The organism is Phenylobacterium sp. LH3H17 (genome assembly GCF_024298925.1).
Classification (GTDB): Bacteria; Pseudomonadota; Alphaproteobacteria; order Caulobacterales; family Caulobacteraceae; genus Phenylobacterium.
Genome location: NZ_CP101283.1, coordinates 3567041 through 3584362, shown reverse-complemented (window position 1 = coordinate 3584362; position 17322 = coordinate 3567041). Strand labels below are relative to the sequence as shown.

The following is a 17322-nucleotide window of genomic DNA, read 5'->3' as shown; positions in this document are numbered from 1 at the left end:
CGGTCAGGCGGGAAGGGCGTCCTTCAGGCCTTGGCGGGCCAGGGCGTCGGCGCGTTCGTTGAGTTCGTGGCCATTGTGGCCCTTCACCCAGCGCCAAGCGACGTCATGGCGCTGGCGGGCGGTGTCGAGGCGCTTCCAGAGGTCATCGTTCTTGACTGGCTTCTTGTCGGCGGTCTTCCAGCCGCGCTTCTTCCAGGCGTGGATCCACTCCGAGATGCCCTTCATCACATAGGTCGAGTCGGTGTGCAGCTCGACCTTGCAGGGCTTCTTCAAGGCCTCCAGCGACTGGATGGCGGCCATCAGCTCCATGCGGTTGTTGGTGCTGGCCGGCTCGCCGCCGCAGATCTCGCGCACATGGGCGCCGGAGATCATCACCGCCCCCCAGCCGCCGGGGCCGGGATTCCCCGAGCAGGCGCCGTCGGTGTAGATCACCACTTCAGGCGTCACGTGGGGTCTCCGAACAGCACCAGGTCCGGCGCGGCGCGATGGACGGCGAGCTTGCGCTCGTATTCCAGCGGGTCCTTGGGCCGCACCAGGGCGCCGGCCGGCGTCGCCCCCCAGTCGTTCAGGCGGGTCAGGAAGAAACGCATGGCCGCGCCATGGGCCAGGATCGGCAGGGCCGCGCGCTCGGCGGGGCTGAGCGGCCGGTGGACCTCGTAGCCTGCCACCAGGGCGCGGGCGCTGGTGATGTTGAAACTGCCGTCTGCCTCGAAGCACCAGGCGTTGAGCGCCACGGCGATGTCGTAGGCGTAGGCGTCGATGCAGGCGAAGTAGAAGTCGATCGTCCCGGCGAACTTGCCGCCCTGGAAGAAGACGTTGTCGGGGAAATAGTCGGCGTGGACGATGCCCGCGGGCAGACCCGTCGGCCACCGCGCCGCGAGCCTGTCGAGGTCGCCGGCGATCGTCTTGGCGAGGCCCGGCTTCAGGGCGTCGGCCGCGCCGGCCAGGCGCTCGAACATCGGGGCCCAGGCGTCCTGGCCCAGGTCGTTGGCGCGGGTCCCGGGGTAGCCTTGGGTCGCCAGGTGCAGCCGGGCCAGGCCTTCGCCCGCCTCGCGGCAATGGGCGGCGGTGGGCCGCCGCACGGACAGGCCTGGCAAGAAGGTCACGATGGCGGCGGGCTTGCCGCGCACCTCGGTGAGGACCTTGCCCGCCCGGTCGGCGACCGGCGCGGCGCTGGGATAGCCGTGCTCGGACAGCCAGCTCAGCAGGCCCAGGAAGAAGGGCAGCTCGTCGGCGCGGACCCGCTTTTCGTAGATGGTCAGGAAGAAGCGCCCGGCCTCGGTCTCCAGCAGGAAGTTGGAGTTCTCCACGCCTTCGGCGATCCCCTTGAACGCCAGGGGAGCGCCGAGGTCGAAGTCGGCCAGGAGCCCGGTCAGCTCCTCGTCGGTGATGTCGGTATAGACGGCCATGCTGGCGCCGGGATGCGGGAGGCCGGGCGAGCGGTCAAGACGCCTTGGGCCGGCTCGTGCTAGATTGCCCCTGTTGGAGGCTCCCAATGATCGCATTGAAGCTTGAGCAGAGAGGGCCCGATGTCGTGGCCGTCTTTGACGACGAGGCGCGCGCCGCCCTCAAACTGGAGGTGGGTGACGTCATCCACGTCGAGCGGACTCCGCACGGGGTCACGGCCACCGCCGAGCTCGACATCGACCACGAAGTGCGGGCCGGCCGCGGACGCGCCTTCCTCAAACGCTACAACAGGACCTTCCAGGCTCTGGAAACCTAGGCGCTCAGCAGCCGGGGCAGCTTGAAGCTCACCGTCTCGAGCACGGTGTCGACGTCCTCCACCGTGACGTCGAAAGCCTCGCCCAGCCGGTCGATCAGGCCCTGGACCAGATCCTCCGGCGCGGAAGCGCCGGCGGTGATCCCGACGGTGGACGCGCCGTCCAGCCAGGCCAGGTCCAGGCCCGCGGCGTCATCGATCAGATGGGCGGCCCGCGCGCCCGAGCGCCGCGCCACCTCGACCAGCCGCACGGAGTTCGACGAATTGGCCGAACCCAGCACCAGCAGCACCTCGGCCTGAGACGCCACGGCCTTCACCGCATCCTGGCGGTTGGTGGTGGCGTAACAGATGTCCTCCTTGTGGGGCGCGGAGATCTCCGGAAAGCGTTCCTTCAGCGCGGCCACGATTTCGGCGGTGTCGTCCACCGACAGGGTGGTCTGGGTGGCGAAGGCGACATTGGCGGCGTTCTTCGGCGTGTAAGCTCGGGCGTCCTCGACGGTCTCGATCAGGGCGACCGCGCCGTCCGGAAGCTGGCCCATTGTGCCGACCACCTCGGGATGGCCGGCATGGCCGATCAGCACGATCTCCCGGCCGGAGTCGAAATGCCGCTGCGCCTCCACGTGCACCTTGGAGACCAGGGGGCAGGTGGCGTCGAGATAAAGCATCTGGCGGCCCTTGGCCTCCGCGGGCACCGACTTGGGCACGCCGTGGGCGGAGAACACCACCGGCCGGTCGGTGGGGCACTCCGACAACTCCTCCACGAACACCGCGCCCAGGGCCTTCAGCCGGTCCACCACATGGCGGTTGTGGACGATCTCGTGGCGCACATAGACCGGGGCGCCGTACTTCTCGATGGCGCGTTCGACGATCTGGATGGCGCGGTCGACGCCGGCGCAGAACCCGCGCGGCGTGGCCAGCAGGACCTTGAGCGGACGGCGGGGACGGGGGTCTTGCAACATGGCGACAAACTAGGGGCTCGCAGGCTTCACCGCCAGCCGCGTTGCGGCCGCATTCGATAGCCATTAGTAGGAGACCGACCGCGGGGGGCCGGAGACGGCCCTTAGCCCTTCATGTTTGGACGACCCCCAATGCGCCGTTCCCTTCTGCTCGCCGCCGGCCTCTCCCTGGCCGTCACCGCGGTTCCCGAGCTTGCCGCCGCCCAGCGCCGGCCCAACGACCAGGAGCGCCAGGAGCAGGAGGCGGCCAAGAAGAAGAAGCGCGAGAGCGAATGGAGCGACGTCCAGGCGCCGCTGCCGGCCCTACGCAACGCCGGCCCCTGTCCGTATGTGAAGGTGCTCTACGACGCCGCGCGCTATGTGGAGTTCAAGGACAACCGCGAGGCCTCGGCCAATGTCGCCTATTCGGGCGAGATCCAGGGCATCTCGGCCGGCTGCCAGTACAAGGACAGCGATCCCATCAAGGTGACGATGGAAGTGCTGTTCGAGCTGGGCAAGGGTCCCCAGGCGACCGCCGACACCAAGAGCTACCGCTACTGGGTCGCCGTCACAAAGCGCAACGACAGCGTCATCACCAAGCAGTACTTCGACCTGCCGGTGAAGTTCGCCGAGGGCCAGGACCGGATCTACGCCACCGAGGAGATCGGCCAGATCACCATCCCGCGCGCCACCGCCACCACCAGCGGCTCGAATTTCGAGATCCTGGTCGGCTTCGACGTGACGCCGCAGATGGCGGCCTTCAACCGGGACGGCAAGCGCTTCCGGGTGAACGCCGGCCAGGCCACGGTCGCGGGCTCCGCCGAACCGCGATGAGCGATCTGAAACGGGGCCTCAGCGAAGCGGTCGGGACCGCCTTCGCCGCGGCGGGACTGCCGGCCGAACTCGGCCGCGTGACGCCGTCCGACCGGCCCGATCTCGCCGACTTCCAGTGCAACGGCGCCCTGCCGGCCGCCAAGCGCGCCGGGCGCAACCCACGCGAGGTGGCCGCCGAGGTCGTCGCGGGCTTGGCGGGCGACACCCGCCTGGCCGGCGTGGAGATCGCCGGGCCGGGCTTCATCAACCTCAAGCTCAGCGACGCGGCCCTTTCACAGCGGGCGCGCGAGATCGCCGCCGACCCGCGTCTGGGCGCCGCGCCGGTCGTCGCGCCGCGCAAGATCCTCGTCGACTACGGCGGACCGAACGTGGCCAAGCCGATGCATGTCGGCCATCTGCGGTCCTCGATCATCGGGGAGTCCATCAAGCGCATCTACCGGTTCCGGGGCGACAGCGTGGTGGGCGACGCCCACTTCGGCGACTGGGGCTATCAGATGGGCTTGCTGATCGGGGCGGTCACCGACGAGAACCCCGCCGTCAAGGGCGCGGTGGACGCTCTCAACGCCGGAACCGGCGAGGACGCCCAGGCCGTCGCGGTCTTCGAGCAGAACGTCAGCTTGGGCGACTTGGACCGCCTCTATCCGGAGGCGGCCGCCCGCGGCAAGGCCGAGCCTGAATACCGCGACCGCGCCCGCAAGCTCACCGCCGAGCTCCAGGCCCGCAAGCCGGGACATTTCCTGCTGTGGCGACACTTCGCCAAGGTCACCAAGGTGGCCCTGGAACGCGATTTCCACGCCCTCGGCGTCGATTTCGACATCTGGAAGGGCGAGAGCGATGTCGACCAGCTGATCGCTCCGATGGTCGAGGAGCTGGACGCCAAGGGCCTGCTGGTCGACGACCAGGGCGCGCGGATCATCCGGGTGACCCGCCAGGGCGACAAGCGCGAGCTGCCGCCGCTGCTGGTGGTCTCGTCGGAGGGGTCGGCCATGTACGGCACCACCGACCTAGCCACCATCGTCGACCGCAAGGCGACCTTCGGCCCCGATCAGGTCCTCTATGTGGTCGACCAGCGCCAGGCCGACCATTTCGAGATCGTCTTCCGCGCCGCCCAGATCGCCGGCTACGCCGCCGAGGGCCAACTGGAGCATGTGGGCTTCGGCACCATGAACGGCACGGACGGCAAGCCGTTCAAGACCCGCGAGGGCGGGGTTCTGAAGCTGAACGACATGATCGTCATGACCCGCGACAAGGCCCGTGAGCGCCTGCACGAGGCGGGCCTGGGCGCCGAGCTGGATCCGGAAGCCTTCGAGGACACCGCGCACAAGGTGGCGGTGGCGGCGCTTAAGTTCGCCGACCTGCAGAACTTCCGCGGCACGTCCTATGTCTTCGACCTGGACCGCTTCTCCAGCTTCGAGGGCAAGACCGGCCCTTATCTGCTCTATCAGGCGGTGCGGGTGAAATCGATCCTGCGCCGGGCCGCCGACGAAGGCGTGGAGGCCGGGCAGATCACCGTCTCCGAGCCGGCCGAGCGCGACCTCGTCCTGTTGCTGGACGCCTTCGACCAGGCCCTGGCCGACGCCTATGACAAGAAGGCGCCGAACTTCCTGGCCGAGCACGCCTACAAGCTCGCCCAGGCCTTCTCGAAGTTCTATGCGGCCTGTCCGATCATGACCGCCGAGGCCCCGGTACGGGCCTCGCGCCTGGCGCTCGCGCAGACGACCCTCCGCCAGCTGGAGCAGGCCCTGGAACTGCTTGGAATTGAAGCGCCCGAACGGATGTAGGCGGGCCCGCGACGTGGCGCATTGACTTGGGCGCCCTGTTCGAACAGGTTCCGCCTCGACTCTCGCGGGAGAGATCGGGCCCTTCGGGACCCGGAGCCGAAGGCGCAACCGCCCCGGAAACGCTCAGGCAAAAGGACCGCGCAGAGCTGATGAACGCTGGAAAGTAGGCGCCCCCGTTCGAGGGCGCTCGCCGAAGGAGCAGGGGGTCTTCCAGTTCGCGGAAGGCTCTAAATCTCTCAGGCATCAGGGACAGCGGGGGCGCATGCGTTGCGGGAAGCCTTCCCGTGCGCGCGCGAGATCATCAGCCGGAGTCCAAGCGTGTCCGACGAGACCCTGAAGACCACACCGCTCAACGCCGCGCATATCGCCGCCGGCGCGCGGATGGTGCCCTTCGCCGGCTATTCCATGCCCGTGCAGTACAGGGACGGGGTGCTGAAGGAGCATCTCTGGACCCGCGAGAACGCCGGCCTGTTCGATGTCTCGCACATGGGCCAGGCCCGCCTGCGCGGGGTCTCGCCGCTCTCGGCCTTCGAGGAGGTCACCCCCGGCGACTTCATCGGCCTGAAGCCCGGCAAGCAGCGCTATTCCGTCCTGCTCAACAAGACGGGCGGGATCATCGACGACCTGATGGCCGCCCGGCCAATCTCTCCCGATGGGGGGGGCGACGACGGCCTGTTCGTGGTGGTCAACGGCGCCTGCAAGGACAACGATTTCAAGGTCATCGACAGCGAGCTGGCCGGCCAGGTGCGGATCGACCGCCTGGATGACCGGGCGCTGATGGCGTTGCAAGGTCCCAAGGCCGCCGAGGTGCTGGCCGCCCACGCGCCCCAGGCCGCGAAGATGGTGTTCATGGACTCAGCCTCGTTCGAGGCCTTCGGGACCGACGTCATCGTCTCACGCTCGGGTTATACCGGCGAGGACGGCTACGAGATCTCGGTCCCGGCCGCCGAGGCTGAGCGGGTCTGGAACCTGCTGCTGGCCGACGAGCGGGTGCGGCCGATCGGCCTCGGCGCCCGCGACAGCCTGCGCCTGGAGGCCGGCCTGCCGCTCTACGGGCACGACGTCGACGAGACCGTCAGTCCCATCGAGGCGGACCTCGGCTTCGCAGTTTCCAAGAAGCGCCGCGACGCCCGCGACTTCCCGGGCGCGAGCCGGATCGCCCGGGAGCTGGCCGAGGGGGTGAGCCGCAAGCGTGTCGGCCTGACCGTGCTGGAAGGCGCCCCGGCCCGAGAGGGCGCCGAGATCGCCGACGAGGCCGGGAACGTGGTCGGGGTCGTGACCTCGGGCGGGTTCTCGCCCTCGCTCGGCAAGCCCATCGCCATGGGCTTCGTGCCCCCAGCGCTCGCCGCGGCCGGCACGAAGCTGAAAGTCATCGTCCGGGGCAAGCCGCAGGCGGCGGAAGTCACCGCCATGCCCTTCGTTCCCCATCGCTACATCCGCAAGCTCTGAGAAGGACCGCCCAGATGCGTTTCACCAAGGACCATGAGTGGGTCTCCCTCGATGGCGACGTGGCCACGATCGGCATCACCGCCTACGCCGCCGATCAGTTGGGCGACGTGGTGTTCGTCGAGACCCCCGAGGCGGGCAAGGCCGTGAAGGCCGGCGACGGCCTGGCCGTGGTCGAGAGCGTCAAGGCCGCTTCAGACGTCTACGCGCCGATCTCCGGAGAGGTGGTCGAGGGCAACGCCGCCCTGGGCGACGCGCCCGAGACCGTCAACGACCAACCCGAGAAGGCCGGCTGGTTCGCCAAGATCAAGATCGCCGACAAGGCCGAGTACGAGGCCCTGATGGACCGCGCCGCCTACGAAGACTTCCTGGGGACCCTGTAAGACCCATGCGCTACCTTCCGCTTACCCCGGCCGACCGCGCCGAGATGCTCGGCATCATCGGCGCGGCCACCATCGACGACCTGTTCGCCGACGTGCCCGCCGCCGCCCGCAAGGCCGACCTGTTCGACCTGCCGCTGCATGCGGGCGAGCTGGAGGTGGAGCGGGAGCTCTCAGCGCTCGCGGCCATGAACCGGCCGGCCGGGGCGGGCCCCTTCTTCTGCGGCGCCGGCGCCTATCGCCATCATGTGCCGGCGACGGTCGACCACGTGATCCAGCGGTCGGAGTTCCTGACCAGCTACACGCCCTACCAGCCGGAGATCGCCCAGGGGACCCTTCAGGTCCTGTTCGAGTTCCAGACCCAGGTGGCTGCGCTGACCGGGCTCGAGGTCGCCAACGCCTCGATGTACGACGGCTCCACGGCCTGCGCCGAGGCGGTGATGATGGCCCAGCGGGTCACCCGCCGGAAAAAGGCCGTGGTCTCCGGCGGCCTGCATCCGCACTACGCCGCCACCACCCAGACCATCGCCCATGCCGAGGGCATGGACATCACCCGCCTGCCGGCCGCCATCGACGCCGAGGCCGCGGTCATCGAGGCCATCGACGCCGAGACCGCCTGCGTCGTGGTCCAGACCCCCAACGTGTTCGGCGTGGTGACCGACGTGACGAAGATCGCGGAGGCCGCCCACGCCGCCGGCGCCCTGCTGATCGTGGTGACCACCGAAACCGTGTCCTTCGGGCTGCTGAAGTCGCCCGGCGAGATGGGCGCCGACATCGCCGTGGCCGAGGGCCAGTCGATCGGCAACGGCCTGAACTTCGGCGGCCCCTATATCGGGCTCTTCGCCTGCCGCGAGAAGCTGGTCCGCCAGATGCCGGGCCGCCTGTGCGGCGAGACGGTGGACGCGCAAGGCCGGCGCGGTTTCGTGCTGACCCTGTCGACCCGCGAGCAGCACATCCGCCGCGAGAAGGCGACGTCGAACATCTGCACCAACTCGGGCCTCTGCGCGCTCGCCTTCACCATCCACCTGTCGTTGCTGGGGGAGCGGGGCCTGCGCGAACTGGCCGAGCTCAACCACTCCAAGGCCCGCGAGCTGCGCGACGCGCTCGCCAAGGTCGCCGGGGTGGAGATCCTCACGCCACGGTTCTTCAACGAGTTCGCGATCCGCCTGAAGGGCGACGCGGCGGCCACCGTCGAGGCCCTGCTGGCCGACGGGATTGTCGCCGGCGTGCCGTTCTTCCGCCTGGCGCCCGAGGCCGGCATGGACGACGTCCTGCTCGTCGCCGCCACTGAAACCACCACCACGAAGGACATCGCCGCCTTCGCTGACGCCCTCGCCCGGAGGACCGGCCAATGACCATGCTCAATGTGGGCCGCCCGACCCGCCCGGAAGCCGTCCTCGAGACGTCGCGCCAGTCCCTCACCGGCGCGCGTGGCCTGCTGCAGGATGAGGCCCTGATCTTCGAGATGGGCGGCTGGGACAAGACCGGCGTCGACCTCGCGCCCGCCCAGCACGACGCCTCGGACCTGGGCGACCTGGTGCGCACCGCCCCCATCGGCCTGCCGGGGCTCTCGGAGCCGGAGGCCATGCGCCACTACGTGCGGCTCAGCCAGAAGAACCACGCCATCGACCTGGCGCTCTATCCGCTGGGCTCATGCACCATGAAGCACAACCCGCGCCTCAACGAGAAGATGGCGCGACTGGCCGGCTTCGGTGACCTGCATCCGCTGAGTCCGCAGTCGACGGTCCAGGGCGCCCTGGCCCTGATCGACCGCCTGGCCCACTGGCTGAAGACCCTCACCGGCATGCCCGCCGTGGCCATGTCGCCCAAGGCCGGCGCCCACGGCGAACTGTGCGGCCTGCTGACCATCAAGGCGGCGCACGAGGCCAATGGCCAGGGGCATCGCCGCACGGTGCTGGTGCCGACCTCGGCCCACGGCACCAACCCCGCCACAGCCGCCTTCGTGGGCTATTCGGTGGTGGAGATCGCCCAGACCGACGACGGCCGGGTCGACATCGCCGACCTGGCGGCCAAGCTCTCGCCCGACGTGGCGGCGATCATGGTCACCAATCCCAACACCTGCGGCCTGTTCGAGCGCGACGTCATCGAGATCGGCCGCCTGACCCATGAGGCGGGCGCGTACTTCTACTGCGACGGCGCCAACTTCAACGCCATCGTCGGCCGGGTGCGGCCGGGCGACCTGGGCGTCGACGCCATGCACATCAACCTGCACAAGACCTTCTCCACGCCCCATGGCGGTGGCGGGCCGGGTGCGGGCCCCGTGGTGCTGTCGGCGGCCCTGGCGCCCTTCGCGCCGGCCCCCTGGGTGGTCTCCGATGGCGAGGGCTTCAAGCTGGTGGAGGACGCCGAGGGCGAGGCCGCCCAGGCCTTCGGCCGCATGAGCGCCTTCCACGGCCAGATGGGCATGTTCGTCCGCGCCTACGCCTACATGCTGAGCCACGGGGCCGACGGCCTGCGGCAGGTGGCCGAGGACGCGGTGCTGAACGCCAACTACATCAAGGCCAAGCTGTCGGTGGTGATGACCCCGGCTTTCCCGGACGGCCCCTGCATGCACGAGGCCCTGTTCGACGACGCCTGGCTGGAGGGCACCGACGTGACCACCCTCGACTTCGCCAAGGCGATGATCGACGAGGGCTTCCACCCCATGACCATGTACTTCCCCCTGGTCGTGCACGGCGCGATGCTGATCGAACCGACCGAGACGGAGTCCAAGCAGGAGCTCGACCGCTTCTGCCACGCGCTCGTCCTGCTGGCCCAGGCAGCCAAGGCGGGGGACGTAGATCGGTTCAAGGGGGCGCCCTACCTCGCGCCCCTGCGGCGGCTGGACGAGACCCTGGCGGCCCGGAAACCGCGCTTGACGTGGAAGCCGGAGCTCGCAGGTGTGTCTCCGGCGCCGATTGCAGCTGAATAGCAACGAATGGACGAAATTTAACTGCAGGGTCGTCTTTACGACTCCCTACTACGTTCTCATATCGCAGTGAGCTCGACCGCCGGTCCTCCCCAAGAACGGCGCGCGGGCGCTACACCCAGGTTGAACGTACGTGTCCTACGCCATGCCCAGCATGCGCGCTCATCGCGCGCCCGACGACGCCGCCCGCGAACTGGCGGCGCGACTCGTGCGCGCTGGGTTCGTCGGCCTGGGCGCCGTGATCGTGCTGCTCGGCGTGCTGATCGCCCCGATCCCGGGTCCCGGCGGCATACCGGTCATCGTGGTCGGGCTGATGGTCATCCTGCGCAATTCGTTCAAGGCGCGGCGCCATTTCGTGCGCCTGCACCAGGCCCATCCGCGGGTGATCTCGCCGCTGCGACGCCTGCTTCGCCGCCGCAAGTCGCAAGCCTCTCAGGCCAAATAGCTCCAGCAAAACAGAAACGGCGGGCCGCGAGGCCCGCCGTTTTCGTATCAGGATCTGGCAGGCCTATTGCAGCTTGGTCGCCAGCTGCTTGATCGCCCCGTCGACCAGCGGATCGCTGGAAGCGCCCGCCAGCCGCTTGACCAGCAGGTCCTCCGCCATCTGGGCGGCGAACTCGGCGGCGGCGGCCTTCACCTCGGCCGCGGCCTGGGCCTCGGCGTTGGCGATCTTGCGTTCGGCCAGGGCGCCGCGACGCTTGATCTGGTCTTCGAGATTGGCCTGGGCCTCGAGCGCCATGCGCTTGGCGTCTTCCTGGGCGTTGGCCAGCATCTCGGCCGCAGCCTTCTCGGCCTCGTCGCGTTGGCGCTTGATGTCGTCCAGCAGCGCCTGGGCTTCCTTGCGCAGAGCCGCGGCTTCGTCGAGCTGCGCCTGGACCTTGGCCCCGGCGTCGCCGAGCGCCTTCCAGGCGAACTTGTGGACCCCGGCGAACACCAGGATGCCCAGGAACACGACGAGGGCGACGCCGACCCAGAAGTGCGCGTCGATCAGCAGTTCCATCGTCTATCCCTTCGCCACGGCGGCCAGTTCGGCCGGAGTGGCGGACTTGCCGGTGAGCTTCGCCACGATCGCCTGAGCGGTGTCCCGACCGATGCTGGCGACATTGGCCATCGCCGCGTCACGGGCCTTGGCGATACGCGCCTCGGCCTCGGAGGCGATGACCGCCAGCTTGGCTTCTTCCTCGGCGAGCCGAGCAGCGATCTCGGCCTGGCCCTTGGCCCGGGCGTCGCCCGCAACCTTCCGCGCCCTGGCGTGGGCCTGGGTGGATTCGGCCGCGGCGGTCTGGGCCTGGGTGTCGGCCTCGTCCTTCATGCGGCGAGCGTCGGCGATGTCGCCGGCGATCTTGCCGTCCCGCGCCTCGATGGTTCCGCCCAGCTTCGGCGTCGCGAAGAAGCGCATGAACGCCATCACGACGAAGAACATGATCAGGAACCAGGCGATCTGCCCGGGCCACTGGGAGAAGTCGAACTGCGGCAGGCCGCTGGACTCGTGTCCGCCGGCCGCACCTTCGTGAGCGCCCGCGGCCCCGGCCTCTTGGCCGGGCGCGGCGGGCTCGTGGCCCGTCGCGGCAGCGTCTTCGTGAGATTGCATCGCCATGGGGCGCTCGGTCGCAGGCTTAGGCGAACAGGATGATCAGCGAGACCACGAAGGCGAACAGGCCCATGGTTTCGGTCAGGGCCATGCCCAGGAACAGCATGGTCTGCTGGCTGGCGGCGGCGGCCGGGTTACGGATCGCGGCTTGCAGGTAGTTGCCGAACAGGGTGCCCAGGCCGATACCGGCCCCGATCATGCCCGAGGTGGCGAGGCCAGCGCCGATAAGCTTCGCGGCTTCAGCTTCCATTTGAATAGTCCTCTTGAGAAGTAGCTTGGGTTAGTGGCCGTGACCGAAGTTCACGACCTCGTTGAGATAGACGGTGGCCAGCGCGGTGAACACGAAGGCCTGGAGAACGGCGACCACCAGCTCGAGGCCGGTCAGGCCGACGATCATGGCGAACGACAGGACGCTGGGGACGATGGCCAGGGCGGCGACCCCGCCCGACAGGGCGACCAGGCCCAGCGCCACCACGAAGGAGCCGAACAGGCTCATCACGACGTGGCCGCCCAGCATGTTGCCGAACAGTCGCATGGCCAGGGTCACCGGGCGCACGAAGTAGGAGATCATCTCGATGGGGGCCATCAGGATGGCGCCGATGACGCCCATGCCCGAGGGGAAGAACAGGCCCAGGAACTTGGGGCCGTGCTTGATGAAGCCCAGGAAGAAGACGCTGAAGAAGGTCAGGACGGCCAGGGTCGCGGTGACCGCCAGTTGCGAGGTGACCGTGAAGGTGAGCGTCAGGCCGCCCAGATTGCCGATCGCCAGCAGCACGCCCATCAGGTTCAGGACCAGGATGACCGTGAAGAGGGTGAAGAGGTAGGGGATGTAGGGCCGGCCGCCGGGGCCGATGATCGGCGTGACCAGCACGCGGTCGACGATGTTGTAGAGCGCCTCGGCCAGGGCCTGGCCACGGTTCGGCACCAGCTGGCCGCGCGCCGTCATGGCGAAGAAGGCCATGAGGATGATCGCGCCGGCGATCATGCTGGCCACCGAATTGGTGATCGACATGTCGAAGGTCAGGCCGCCGATGTTGAACACCGGTCCCTGGACGAGCTTCTGGACCAGGAACTGGTGCATCGGTTCAATGGCAGGCTGTTCCACCAGTACGGTCCTCAATCCTCGTCTTCGTCGTCGGCGACGGCGGGCAGCGGCCCGGCCTTCGCCATCGCGTCCTTGGTATTCCGCGTCGCGGTTCGCACCGCCACGAAAATGGAAAGCCCCGAACCGATCAGCAAACCGCCGACCAGCCCGAATGGGGCCGTGCCGGCGTAGCGATCGATGAGCCAGCCGAGGCCGACTCCCATGAGCACCCCACCCACCACTTCACCGATGAAGCGGTAACCCTGCGCCATCGCCCGGTGCGTTTCGCCGCTGGCCTTGCGGGCCTGCGCCGACTCGGCCGCTTCGAGGCGCGATTCGAGACTGTGGGTCTCGGATTTCGTCTCGTCCGTCCTGGGCATACGTCGAAGGGCCTTTCGACCGCGACGTCTGCCGCCACGGCGGGGGCTTTAGGTCGCGCGGAACCTATAGACGCGGTTGCAGTGCGTCAAGGTTGCGAGGGCAGTTATTAACTGCCTGATTTATATGGCGTTTTCGGGGTGATAAGTGGCGGATGCGCCCAGGTGCGCTATTGCGCCGCCATGGCCTCGGCCTGGCGCAGGTCGACCGAGACCAATTGCGAAACCCCACGCTCGGCCATGGTGACCCCGAACAGCCGGTCCATGCGCGCCATGGTCACCGGATTATGGGTGATGGCGATGAAGCGGGTCTGGGTCCGGCGGCGCATTTCGTCGAGCAGATTGCAGAACCGGTCGACATTGGCGTCGTCCAGCGGAGCATCCACTTCGTCCAGCACGCAGATCGGAGACGGCTGGGCCAGGAACACCGCGAAGATCAGCGCCGCGGCTGTGAGCGCCTGCTCGCCGCCGCTCATCAGGCTCATGGTGGCCATGCGCTTGCCGGGCGGGCAGGCGTAGATTTCCAGCCCGGCCTCCAGCGGATCCTCGGACTCGACCAGGCGCAGCTCGGCCTGGCCGCCCTCGAACAGGGCCTGGAAGAGCGTCTTGAAGTGCTCGTTGATCACCTCGAAGGCGGCCAGCAGGCGCTCGCGGCCCTCGCCGTTCAGTTCGTCGATGCCCTGGCGCAGGCGGGCGATGGCGCCGGTCAGGTCGGCGCGTTCGGTCTGCATGGTCTCCAGGCGGGCGGCGTGCTCGACGGCCTCCTCCTCGGCGCGCAGGTTCACCGGGCCGATCGCGTCGCGCTGGCGCTCCAGATTGTAGAGGTGGGCCTCCATGCCGCCTGGCTCGGCGGGGATGGCCACCGCGTCGTCGGCGAGCTTGCGGCCGAGCTGCTCGGGCTCGATGCGGGCGGTCTCGCGGATCTGGCCGGTGACCTCCGCCAGCCGCTCGCCGGCGCCCTCGAGGCGCGCGTCGAGGGAGGCGCGCAGTTCGCGGGCCTGGGACGAGGCCGCGTCGGCGGCCCGCACCGCGCGGTCGGCCTCGGCCCGCGCGCCCTCGGCATGGGCCAGGGCGTCGGACGACTGGCTGCGGCGGGCCTCGGCCTGGGACAGCTCGTCCAACAGGGTCTGCAGACGCGCCTGGTGCGTGGCCGGCGCCTCGTGCGCCTTGTCCAGCTTGCCCTGCGCGCCGGCGCGGGCCTCGACCAGGTGCTCCAGGCGCCTGGCGGCGGCCTGGCCGCGGCGGGTCCAGTCGTCGGCGTCGCGGCGCAGATGCTCCAGCCGACGGGCGCGTCCGTCGCGCTCGCGGACCTCGATCTCAAGCGCCGAGCGGGCGGCGGACGCGGCCTCGCGCGCGGGTCCGGCGGCGGCGCGGGCCTGGGCCAGCCGGGCCGGCAGGTCGCCCACGGCGGTGTCCTCAGCCGATTCGCTCACCGCGACCCGCAGGATGGATTCGGCGTCGGCGAGCTCGGCCTCGAAGCGGCCGATCACGTCGTCGAGGGACTGGGCGTGGGCCTCGCGGCGGGCGGCCTCGCGGTCCAGCTTCTCGACGGTGGCGCGGGCGGCGGAGACCTTCTGTTCGGCGGCCGGCGGCTCGCGGCGGGCGGCGCGCAGGGTTTCCTCGGCGGCGCGGACCCGGGCGGTGGCGGCGGCCAGGGCGTCCTTGGCGAGCTTGGCCTTGGGCGAGATGAGCTCGATCTCGGCCTCGACCTCGGTCAGCCGGGTCTTCTGTTCCATCCGCACGGCGGCGGGCTTGGGGGCGTCGGCGCGGGCGGTGAACCCGTCCCAGCGCCAGAGGTCGCCCTCGCGGGAGACCAGACGGCAGCCGGGGGCGAGCTGGCCCTGCAGCCGGTCGCCGTCCTCGCGGGGGACCAGGGCGGTGAAGGCCAGGCGGGCGGCGAGCGCGCCCGGGGCCTTGACCAGCGGGGCCAGGGGCTGGGCGCCGCTCGGCCAGGCCGGAGCGGTGGCCTCGCGTCCACCCCAGAAGGCCGGCGCCTTGGGATCCAGCGCCGCGTCCAGATCGTCGCCCAGCGCGGCGGCCAGCGCCCTCTCATAGCCGCGATCGGGGGCGACCTCGTCCAGGGCCGGCGTGAATCCGCCGCGCCGCTGCTGGGCCACGATCTGGGCCAGGGCGCGGGCCTCGGCGGTCAGGCGGCCGAGCTGATCGTCTTGCTTGCGGGCGGCCTCACGAAGCTCGTTCTCGGCGGCGGCGGCCTTGCTGCGCTCCTCCTCGGCCGCCTCCAGGGCGGCGCGGACCGTGGTCAGCGTCGCCTCGGCGCGCTCCAGCTCGGCGCGCGCCTGGGCGGTCTGGGGATTGACCGCCGGGCCGAGCTGTTCGCGCTCGGTCCTGGCCTGGTCCAGGGCGCGGCGGGTGCGCGACACGCGGTTGGTGGCCTCATCGACCCGGGCGGCGCCGGCCCGGCGGCGGGCCTCGTCGGCGGCGGCCTGGGTGGCCAGCTCCTCCACCGCCTCGTCGGCGGCGACGCGGGCGGCGTCGGAGGCCCGGGCGGCGGCTTCCAGCTCGGTCGAGCGGTCCGGGGCCGCGGCGATGGCAGCTTCGAGCGCCTGCAGGTCGTCGGCCATGCGCTTCAGGGCGACGTCGGCGTCCTCGACGATCTGGGTCTCGCGGGCGCGGTCGGCGTCGATGCGGCCGACCTCGCCGACCAGTCGTTCCACCTCGGCGGCGATGGCCTCGCCCTCGCGGTCCAGGCGGTCCTTGTCGATGGCCAGGCGGTGCAGGATGGCGGCCGCCACGGTCTCGGTCTCTCGCAGCGGGGCGATGGCCTCCTCGGCCTGGGCCGCCAGGGTGGTGGCGCTCGCCGCCTGCCGGGCGGTCTCCTCCACGGCGCGGGCGGCGTCGGCGGCCTCGGTCGCCAGCCGCTCGGCCGCGCCCTTGGCCTCGGCCCAGCGGGAAAACAGCACCGCGCCCTGCAGGGAGCGGATCTCGGCCGAGAGCTTCTTGTAGCGCTCCGCCTGGCGGGCCTCGCGCCTCAGCCGGTTGAGCGCGCTCTCCAGCTCGCCCGCCACATCGTCAAGCCGCGAGAGGTTGGTCTCGGCCGCCCGCAATCGCAGCTCGGCCTCATGGCGGCGGGAATGCAGGCCCGAGACCCCGGCGGCCTCTTCCAGGATCAGCCGGCGGTTCTGAGGCTTGGCGGCGATGAGCTCCGAGATCTGCCCCTGGCGCACCAGGGCCGGGGAGTTGGAGCCGGTGGACGCGTCGGCGAACAGCAGCTGCACGTCGCGGGCGCGAACCTCCCTGCCGTTGATCCTGTAGGTCGAGCCCGCACCGCGATCGATGCGGCGGACCACCTCCAGCACCGGGACGTCGTTGAAGGCCGCCGGCGCCTTGCGGTCGGCGTTGTCGATGGTCAGCGTGACCTCGGCGTGGTTGCGCGAGGCGCGGTCGCCGGAGCCGGCGAAGATCACGTCGTCCATCCCGCCGGCCCGCATGGCCTTGGCGGAATTGGCGCCCATCACCCAGCGCAGGGCTTCCAGCAGGTTGGACTTGCCGCAGCCGTTCGGCCCGACGATCCCCGTGACCCCAGGCTCGATCCGGAACTCCGTCGGCTCGACGAAGGACTTGAACCCGGAGAGACGGAGGCGCTGGAAGTGCAGGTCCGCCTCCTATTTCGCGGCTGTCTTGGCGGCGGAGGCCACAGCGGCGTCCAGTTCGGGGAGGCTCATGGCGGCCTCGGCGACCTTCTTGCCGTTGAAGAAGAAGGTGGGGGTGCTCCTGATCGCGCCCTTCTCGGCGTTCTCGCTCGCCCGGGTCTGCATGGCTTCCAACCCCGCCTGGTCGCCGACGCAGGCGACGAACTGGGCTTCTGTCAGGCCGCCGGCCTTGGCCGCGGCCACGAGATTGGCCCGCGCGTTCTGGGTGCGCATCATCTCCGGGAAGCCGCGGAAGGCCGCGTCGACCACCTTGAAATAGTTCTCCGCCCCGGCGCAGCGGGCGGTCATGAAGCCCGCGGCGGCTATGTTCGCGGGCTCGGTCAGCACCTCTCGCAGGGTGTAGTGGACCTTGCCGGTGTCGATGTACGTCTTCTTGAAGTGCGGGAAGATCTCGTTGTTGAACGCCGCGCAGTGGACGCAGCTCAACGAGGCGTACTCGACCATCTTCACCGGGGCCCTGGGATCGCCAAGGCTCATGTCGCCGACCAGGGGCGCGCCGGCGGCCGGACCCGCCGCGAACGCCATCGCAACCAGGGCGGCGGCGATCAGGGTGCGGCGGGACGGCGCGTTCATC

At 69.9% G+C, this 17322-nt stretch carries 18 protein-coding genes and 1 riboswitch; of the genes, 8 read left to right on the top strand and 10 right to left on the bottom strand.

Annotated elements, in window-relative coordinates; genetic code table 11:
* Positions 1–3: 3 nt before the first annotated feature.
* The gene (gene rnhA, locus M9M90_RS17690; RefSeq protein ID WP_254834556.1) at positions 4–447 is read right to left on the bottom strand and encodes a ribonuclease HI; all 444 of its coding nucleotides are present in this window, start codon (positions 445–447) and stop codon (positions 4–6) included.
* Positions 444–1409, bottom strand: coding sequence for a homoserine kinase (gene thrB, locus M9M90_RS17685; protein WP_254834555.1), 966 nt, complete (start codon positions 1407–1409; stop codon positions 444–446). Before thrB ends, rnhA begins: the two co-directional genes overlap by 4 nt.
* A gap of 86 nt (positions 1410–1495) precedes the next feature.
* Between thrB and M9M90_RS17680 the strand changes: the two genes are divergently transcribed.
* Complete coding sequence (locus M9M90_RS17680) at positions 1496–1723, top strand: hypothetical protein (RefSeq protein WP_254834554.1); 228 nt, start codon at positions 1496–1498, stop codon at positions 1721–1723.
* Here M9M90_RS17680 and ispH read toward each other — a convergent pair.
* Positions 1720–2679 carry a 4-hydroxy-3-methylbut-2-enyl diphosphate reductase gene (gene ispH, locus M9M90_RS17675; protein ID WP_254834553.1) on the bottom strand — a complete coding sequence of 320 codons (960 nt, stop codon included), beginning with the start codon at positions 2677–2679 and terminating at the stop codon, positions 1720–1722. The genes M9M90_RS17680 and ispH overlap by 4 nt on opposite strands.
* 129 nt (positions 2680–2808) lie before the next feature.
* Between ispH and M9M90_RS17670 the strand changes: the two genes are divergently transcribed.
* The 7 genes from M9M90_RS17670 (at position 2809) to M9M90_RS17640 (ending at position 10470) form a co-directional block, all read left to right on the top strand.
* Positions 2809–3489: a Tat pathway signal sequence domain protein gene (locus tag M9M90_RS17670; protein WP_254834552.1), complete on the top strand. Its 681-nt coding sequence runs from the start codon at positions 2809–2811 to the stop codon at positions 3487–3489.
* Entirely contained in the window at positions 3486–5270 is a 1785-nt protein-coding gene (gene argS / locus M9M90_RS17665; protein ID WP_254834551.1) for an arginine--tRNA ligase, read from the top strand. The genes M9M90_RS17670 and argS overlap by 4 nt, the downstream gene beginning before the upstream one ends.
* Positions 5271–5325: 55 nt before the next feature.
* Positions 5326–5419: riboswitch (glycine riboswitch) on the top strand.
* A gap of 151 nt (positions 5420–5570) precedes the next feature.
* Positions 5571–6719 (top strand): glycine cleavage system aminomethyltransferase GcvT, encoded by a 1149-nt coding sequence (gene gcvT, locus M9M90_RS17660; protein WP_371876937.1) that lies wholly within the window; start codon positions 5571–5573, stop codon positions 6717–6719.
* A gap of 14 nt (positions 6720–6733) precedes the next feature.
* A complete protein-coding gene (gcvH, locus tag M9M90_RS17655) occupies positions 6734–7099 on the top strand; it encodes a glycine cleavage system protein GcvH (RefSeq protein WP_254834550.1) in 366 nt (121 codons plus the stop codon).
* Between the two features lie 5 nt (positions 7100–7104).
* Complete coding sequence (gene gcvPA / locus M9M90_RS17650; RefSeq protein WP_254834549.1) at positions 7105–8451, top strand: aminomethyl-transferring glycine dehydrogenase subunit GcvPA; 1347 nt, start codon at positions 7105–7107, stop codon at positions 8449–8451.
* A complete protein-coding gene (gene gcvPB, locus M9M90_RS17645; protein ID WP_254834548.1) occupies positions 8448–10028 on the top strand; it encodes an aminomethyl-transferring glycine dehydrogenase subunit GcvPB in 1581 nt (526 codons plus the stop codon). The genes gcvPA and gcvPB overlap by 4 nt, the downstream gene beginning before the upstream one ends.
* 130 nt (positions 10029–10158) lie before the next feature.
* Positions 10159–10470, top strand: a complete 312-nt coding sequence (locus M9M90_RS17640) for a hypothetical protein (protein ID WP_254834547.1) — start codon at positions 10159–10161, stop codon at positions 10468–10470.
* 63 nt (positions 10471–10533) lie between these two features.
* Here the strand turns inward: M9M90_RS17640 and M9M90_RS17635 are convergent, their stop codons facing one another.
* The 7 genes from M9M90_RS17635 to M9M90_RS17605 form a co-directional block, all read right to left on the bottom strand.
* Positions 10534–11025, bottom strand: a complete 492-nt coding sequence (locus M9M90_RS17635) for an ATP F0F1 synthase subunit B (protein WP_254834546.1) — start codon at positions 11023–11025, stop codon at positions 10534–10536.
* Positions 11026–11028: 3 nt separating this feature from the next.
* Positions 11029–11622, bottom strand: coding sequence for a hypothetical protein (locus tag M9M90_RS17630; RefSeq protein ID WP_254834545.1), 594 nt, complete (start codon positions 11620–11622; stop codon positions 11029–11031).
* Between the two features lie 19 nt (positions 11623–11641).
* The gene (locus M9M90_RS17625) at positions 11642–11866 is read right to left on the bottom strand and encodes a F0F1 ATP synthase subunit C (protein WP_254834544.1); all 225 of its coding nucleotides are present in this window, start codon (positions 11864–11866) and stop codon (positions 11642–11644) included.
* 30 nt (positions 11867–11896) lie between these two features.
* Positions 11897–12721 carry a F0F1 ATP synthase subunit A gene (locus M9M90_RS17620; RefSeq protein ID WP_254834543.1) on the bottom strand — a complete coding sequence of 275 codons (825 nt, stop codon included), beginning with the start codon at positions 12719–12721 and terminating at the stop codon, positions 11897–11899.
* A gap of 11 nt (positions 12722–12732) precedes the next feature.
* The gene (locus tag M9M90_RS17615; protein WP_254834542.1) at positions 12733–13080 is read right to left on the bottom strand and encodes an AtpZ/AtpI family protein; all 348 of its coding nucleotides are present in this window, start codon (positions 13078–13080) and stop codon (positions 12733–12735) included.
* Positions 13081–13247: 167 nt separating this feature from the next.
* The gene (gene smc / locus M9M90_RS17610) at positions 13248–16691 is read right to left on the bottom strand and encodes a chromosome segregation protein SMC (protein ID WP_254837156.1); all 3444 of its coding nucleotides are present in this window, start codon (positions 16689–16691) and stop codon (positions 13248–13250) included.
* 9 nt (positions 16692–16700) lie between these two features.
* Positions 16701–17321 (bottom strand): thioredoxin domain-containing protein, encoded by a 621-nt coding sequence (locus M9M90_RS17605; RefSeq protein WP_254834541.1) that lies wholly within the window; start codon positions 17319–17321, stop codon positions 16701–16703.
* Position 17322: the final 1 nt, after the last annotated feature.

What these genes read in the sequence shown, in the direction of transcription:
- thrB (WP_254834555.1), bottom strand. Translation starts at nt 1,409, where the DNA reads ATGGCCGTCTATACCGACATCACCGACGAGGAGCTGACCGGGCTCCTG.
- M9M90_RS17680 (WP_254834554.1), top strand. Translation starts at nt 1,496, where the DNA reads ATGATCGCATTGAAGCTTGAGCAGAGAGGGCCCGATGTCGTGGCCGTC.
- ispH (WP_254834553.1), bottom strand. Translation starts at nt 2,679, where the DNA reads ATGTTGCAAGACCCCCGTCCCCGCCGTCCGCTCAAGGTCCTGCTGGCC.
- M9M90_RS17670 (WP_254834552.1), top strand. Translation starts at nt 2,809, where the DNA reads ATGCGCCGTTCCCTTCTGCTCGCCGCCGGCCTCTCCCTGGCCGTCACC.
- argS (WP_254834551.1), top strand. Translation starts at nt 3,486, where the DNA reads ATGAGCGATCTGAAACGGGGCCTCAGCGAAGCGGTCGGGACCGCCTTC.
- gcvH (WP_254834550.1), top strand. Translation starts at nt 6,734, where the DNA reads ATGCGTTTCACCAAGGACCATGAGTGGGTCTCCCTCGATGGCGACGTG.
- gcvPA (WP_254834549.1), top strand. Translation starts at nt 7,105, where the DNA reads ATGCGCTACCTTCCGCTTACCCCGGCCGACCGCGCCGAGATGCTCGGC.
- gcvPB (WP_254834548.1), top strand. Translation starts at nt 8,448, where the DNA reads ATGACCATGCTCAATGTGGGCCGCCCGACCCGCCCGGAAGCCGTCCTC.
- M9M90_RS17635 (WP_254834546.1), bottom strand. Translation starts at nt 11,025, where the DNA reads ATGGAACTGCTGATCGACGCGCACTTCTGGGTCGGCGTCGCCCTCGTC.
- M9M90_RS17630 (WP_254834545.1), bottom strand. Translation starts at nt 11,622, where the DNA reads ATGGCGATGCAATCTCACGAAGACGCTGCCGCGACGGGCCACGAGCCC.
- M9M90_RS17625 (WP_254834544.1), bottom strand. Translation starts at nt 11,866, where the DNA reads ATGGAAGCTGAAGCCGCGAAGCTTATCGGCGCTGGCCTCGCCACCTCG.
- M9M90_RS17615 (WP_254834542.1), bottom strand. Translation starts at nt 13,080, where the DNA reads ATGCCCAGGACGGACGAGACGAAATCCGAGACCCACAGTCTCGAATCG.
- M9M90_RS17605 (WP_254834541.1), bottom strand. Translation starts at nt 17,321, where the DNA reads ATGAACGCGCCGTCCCGCCGCACCCTGATCGCCGCCGCCCTGGTTGCG.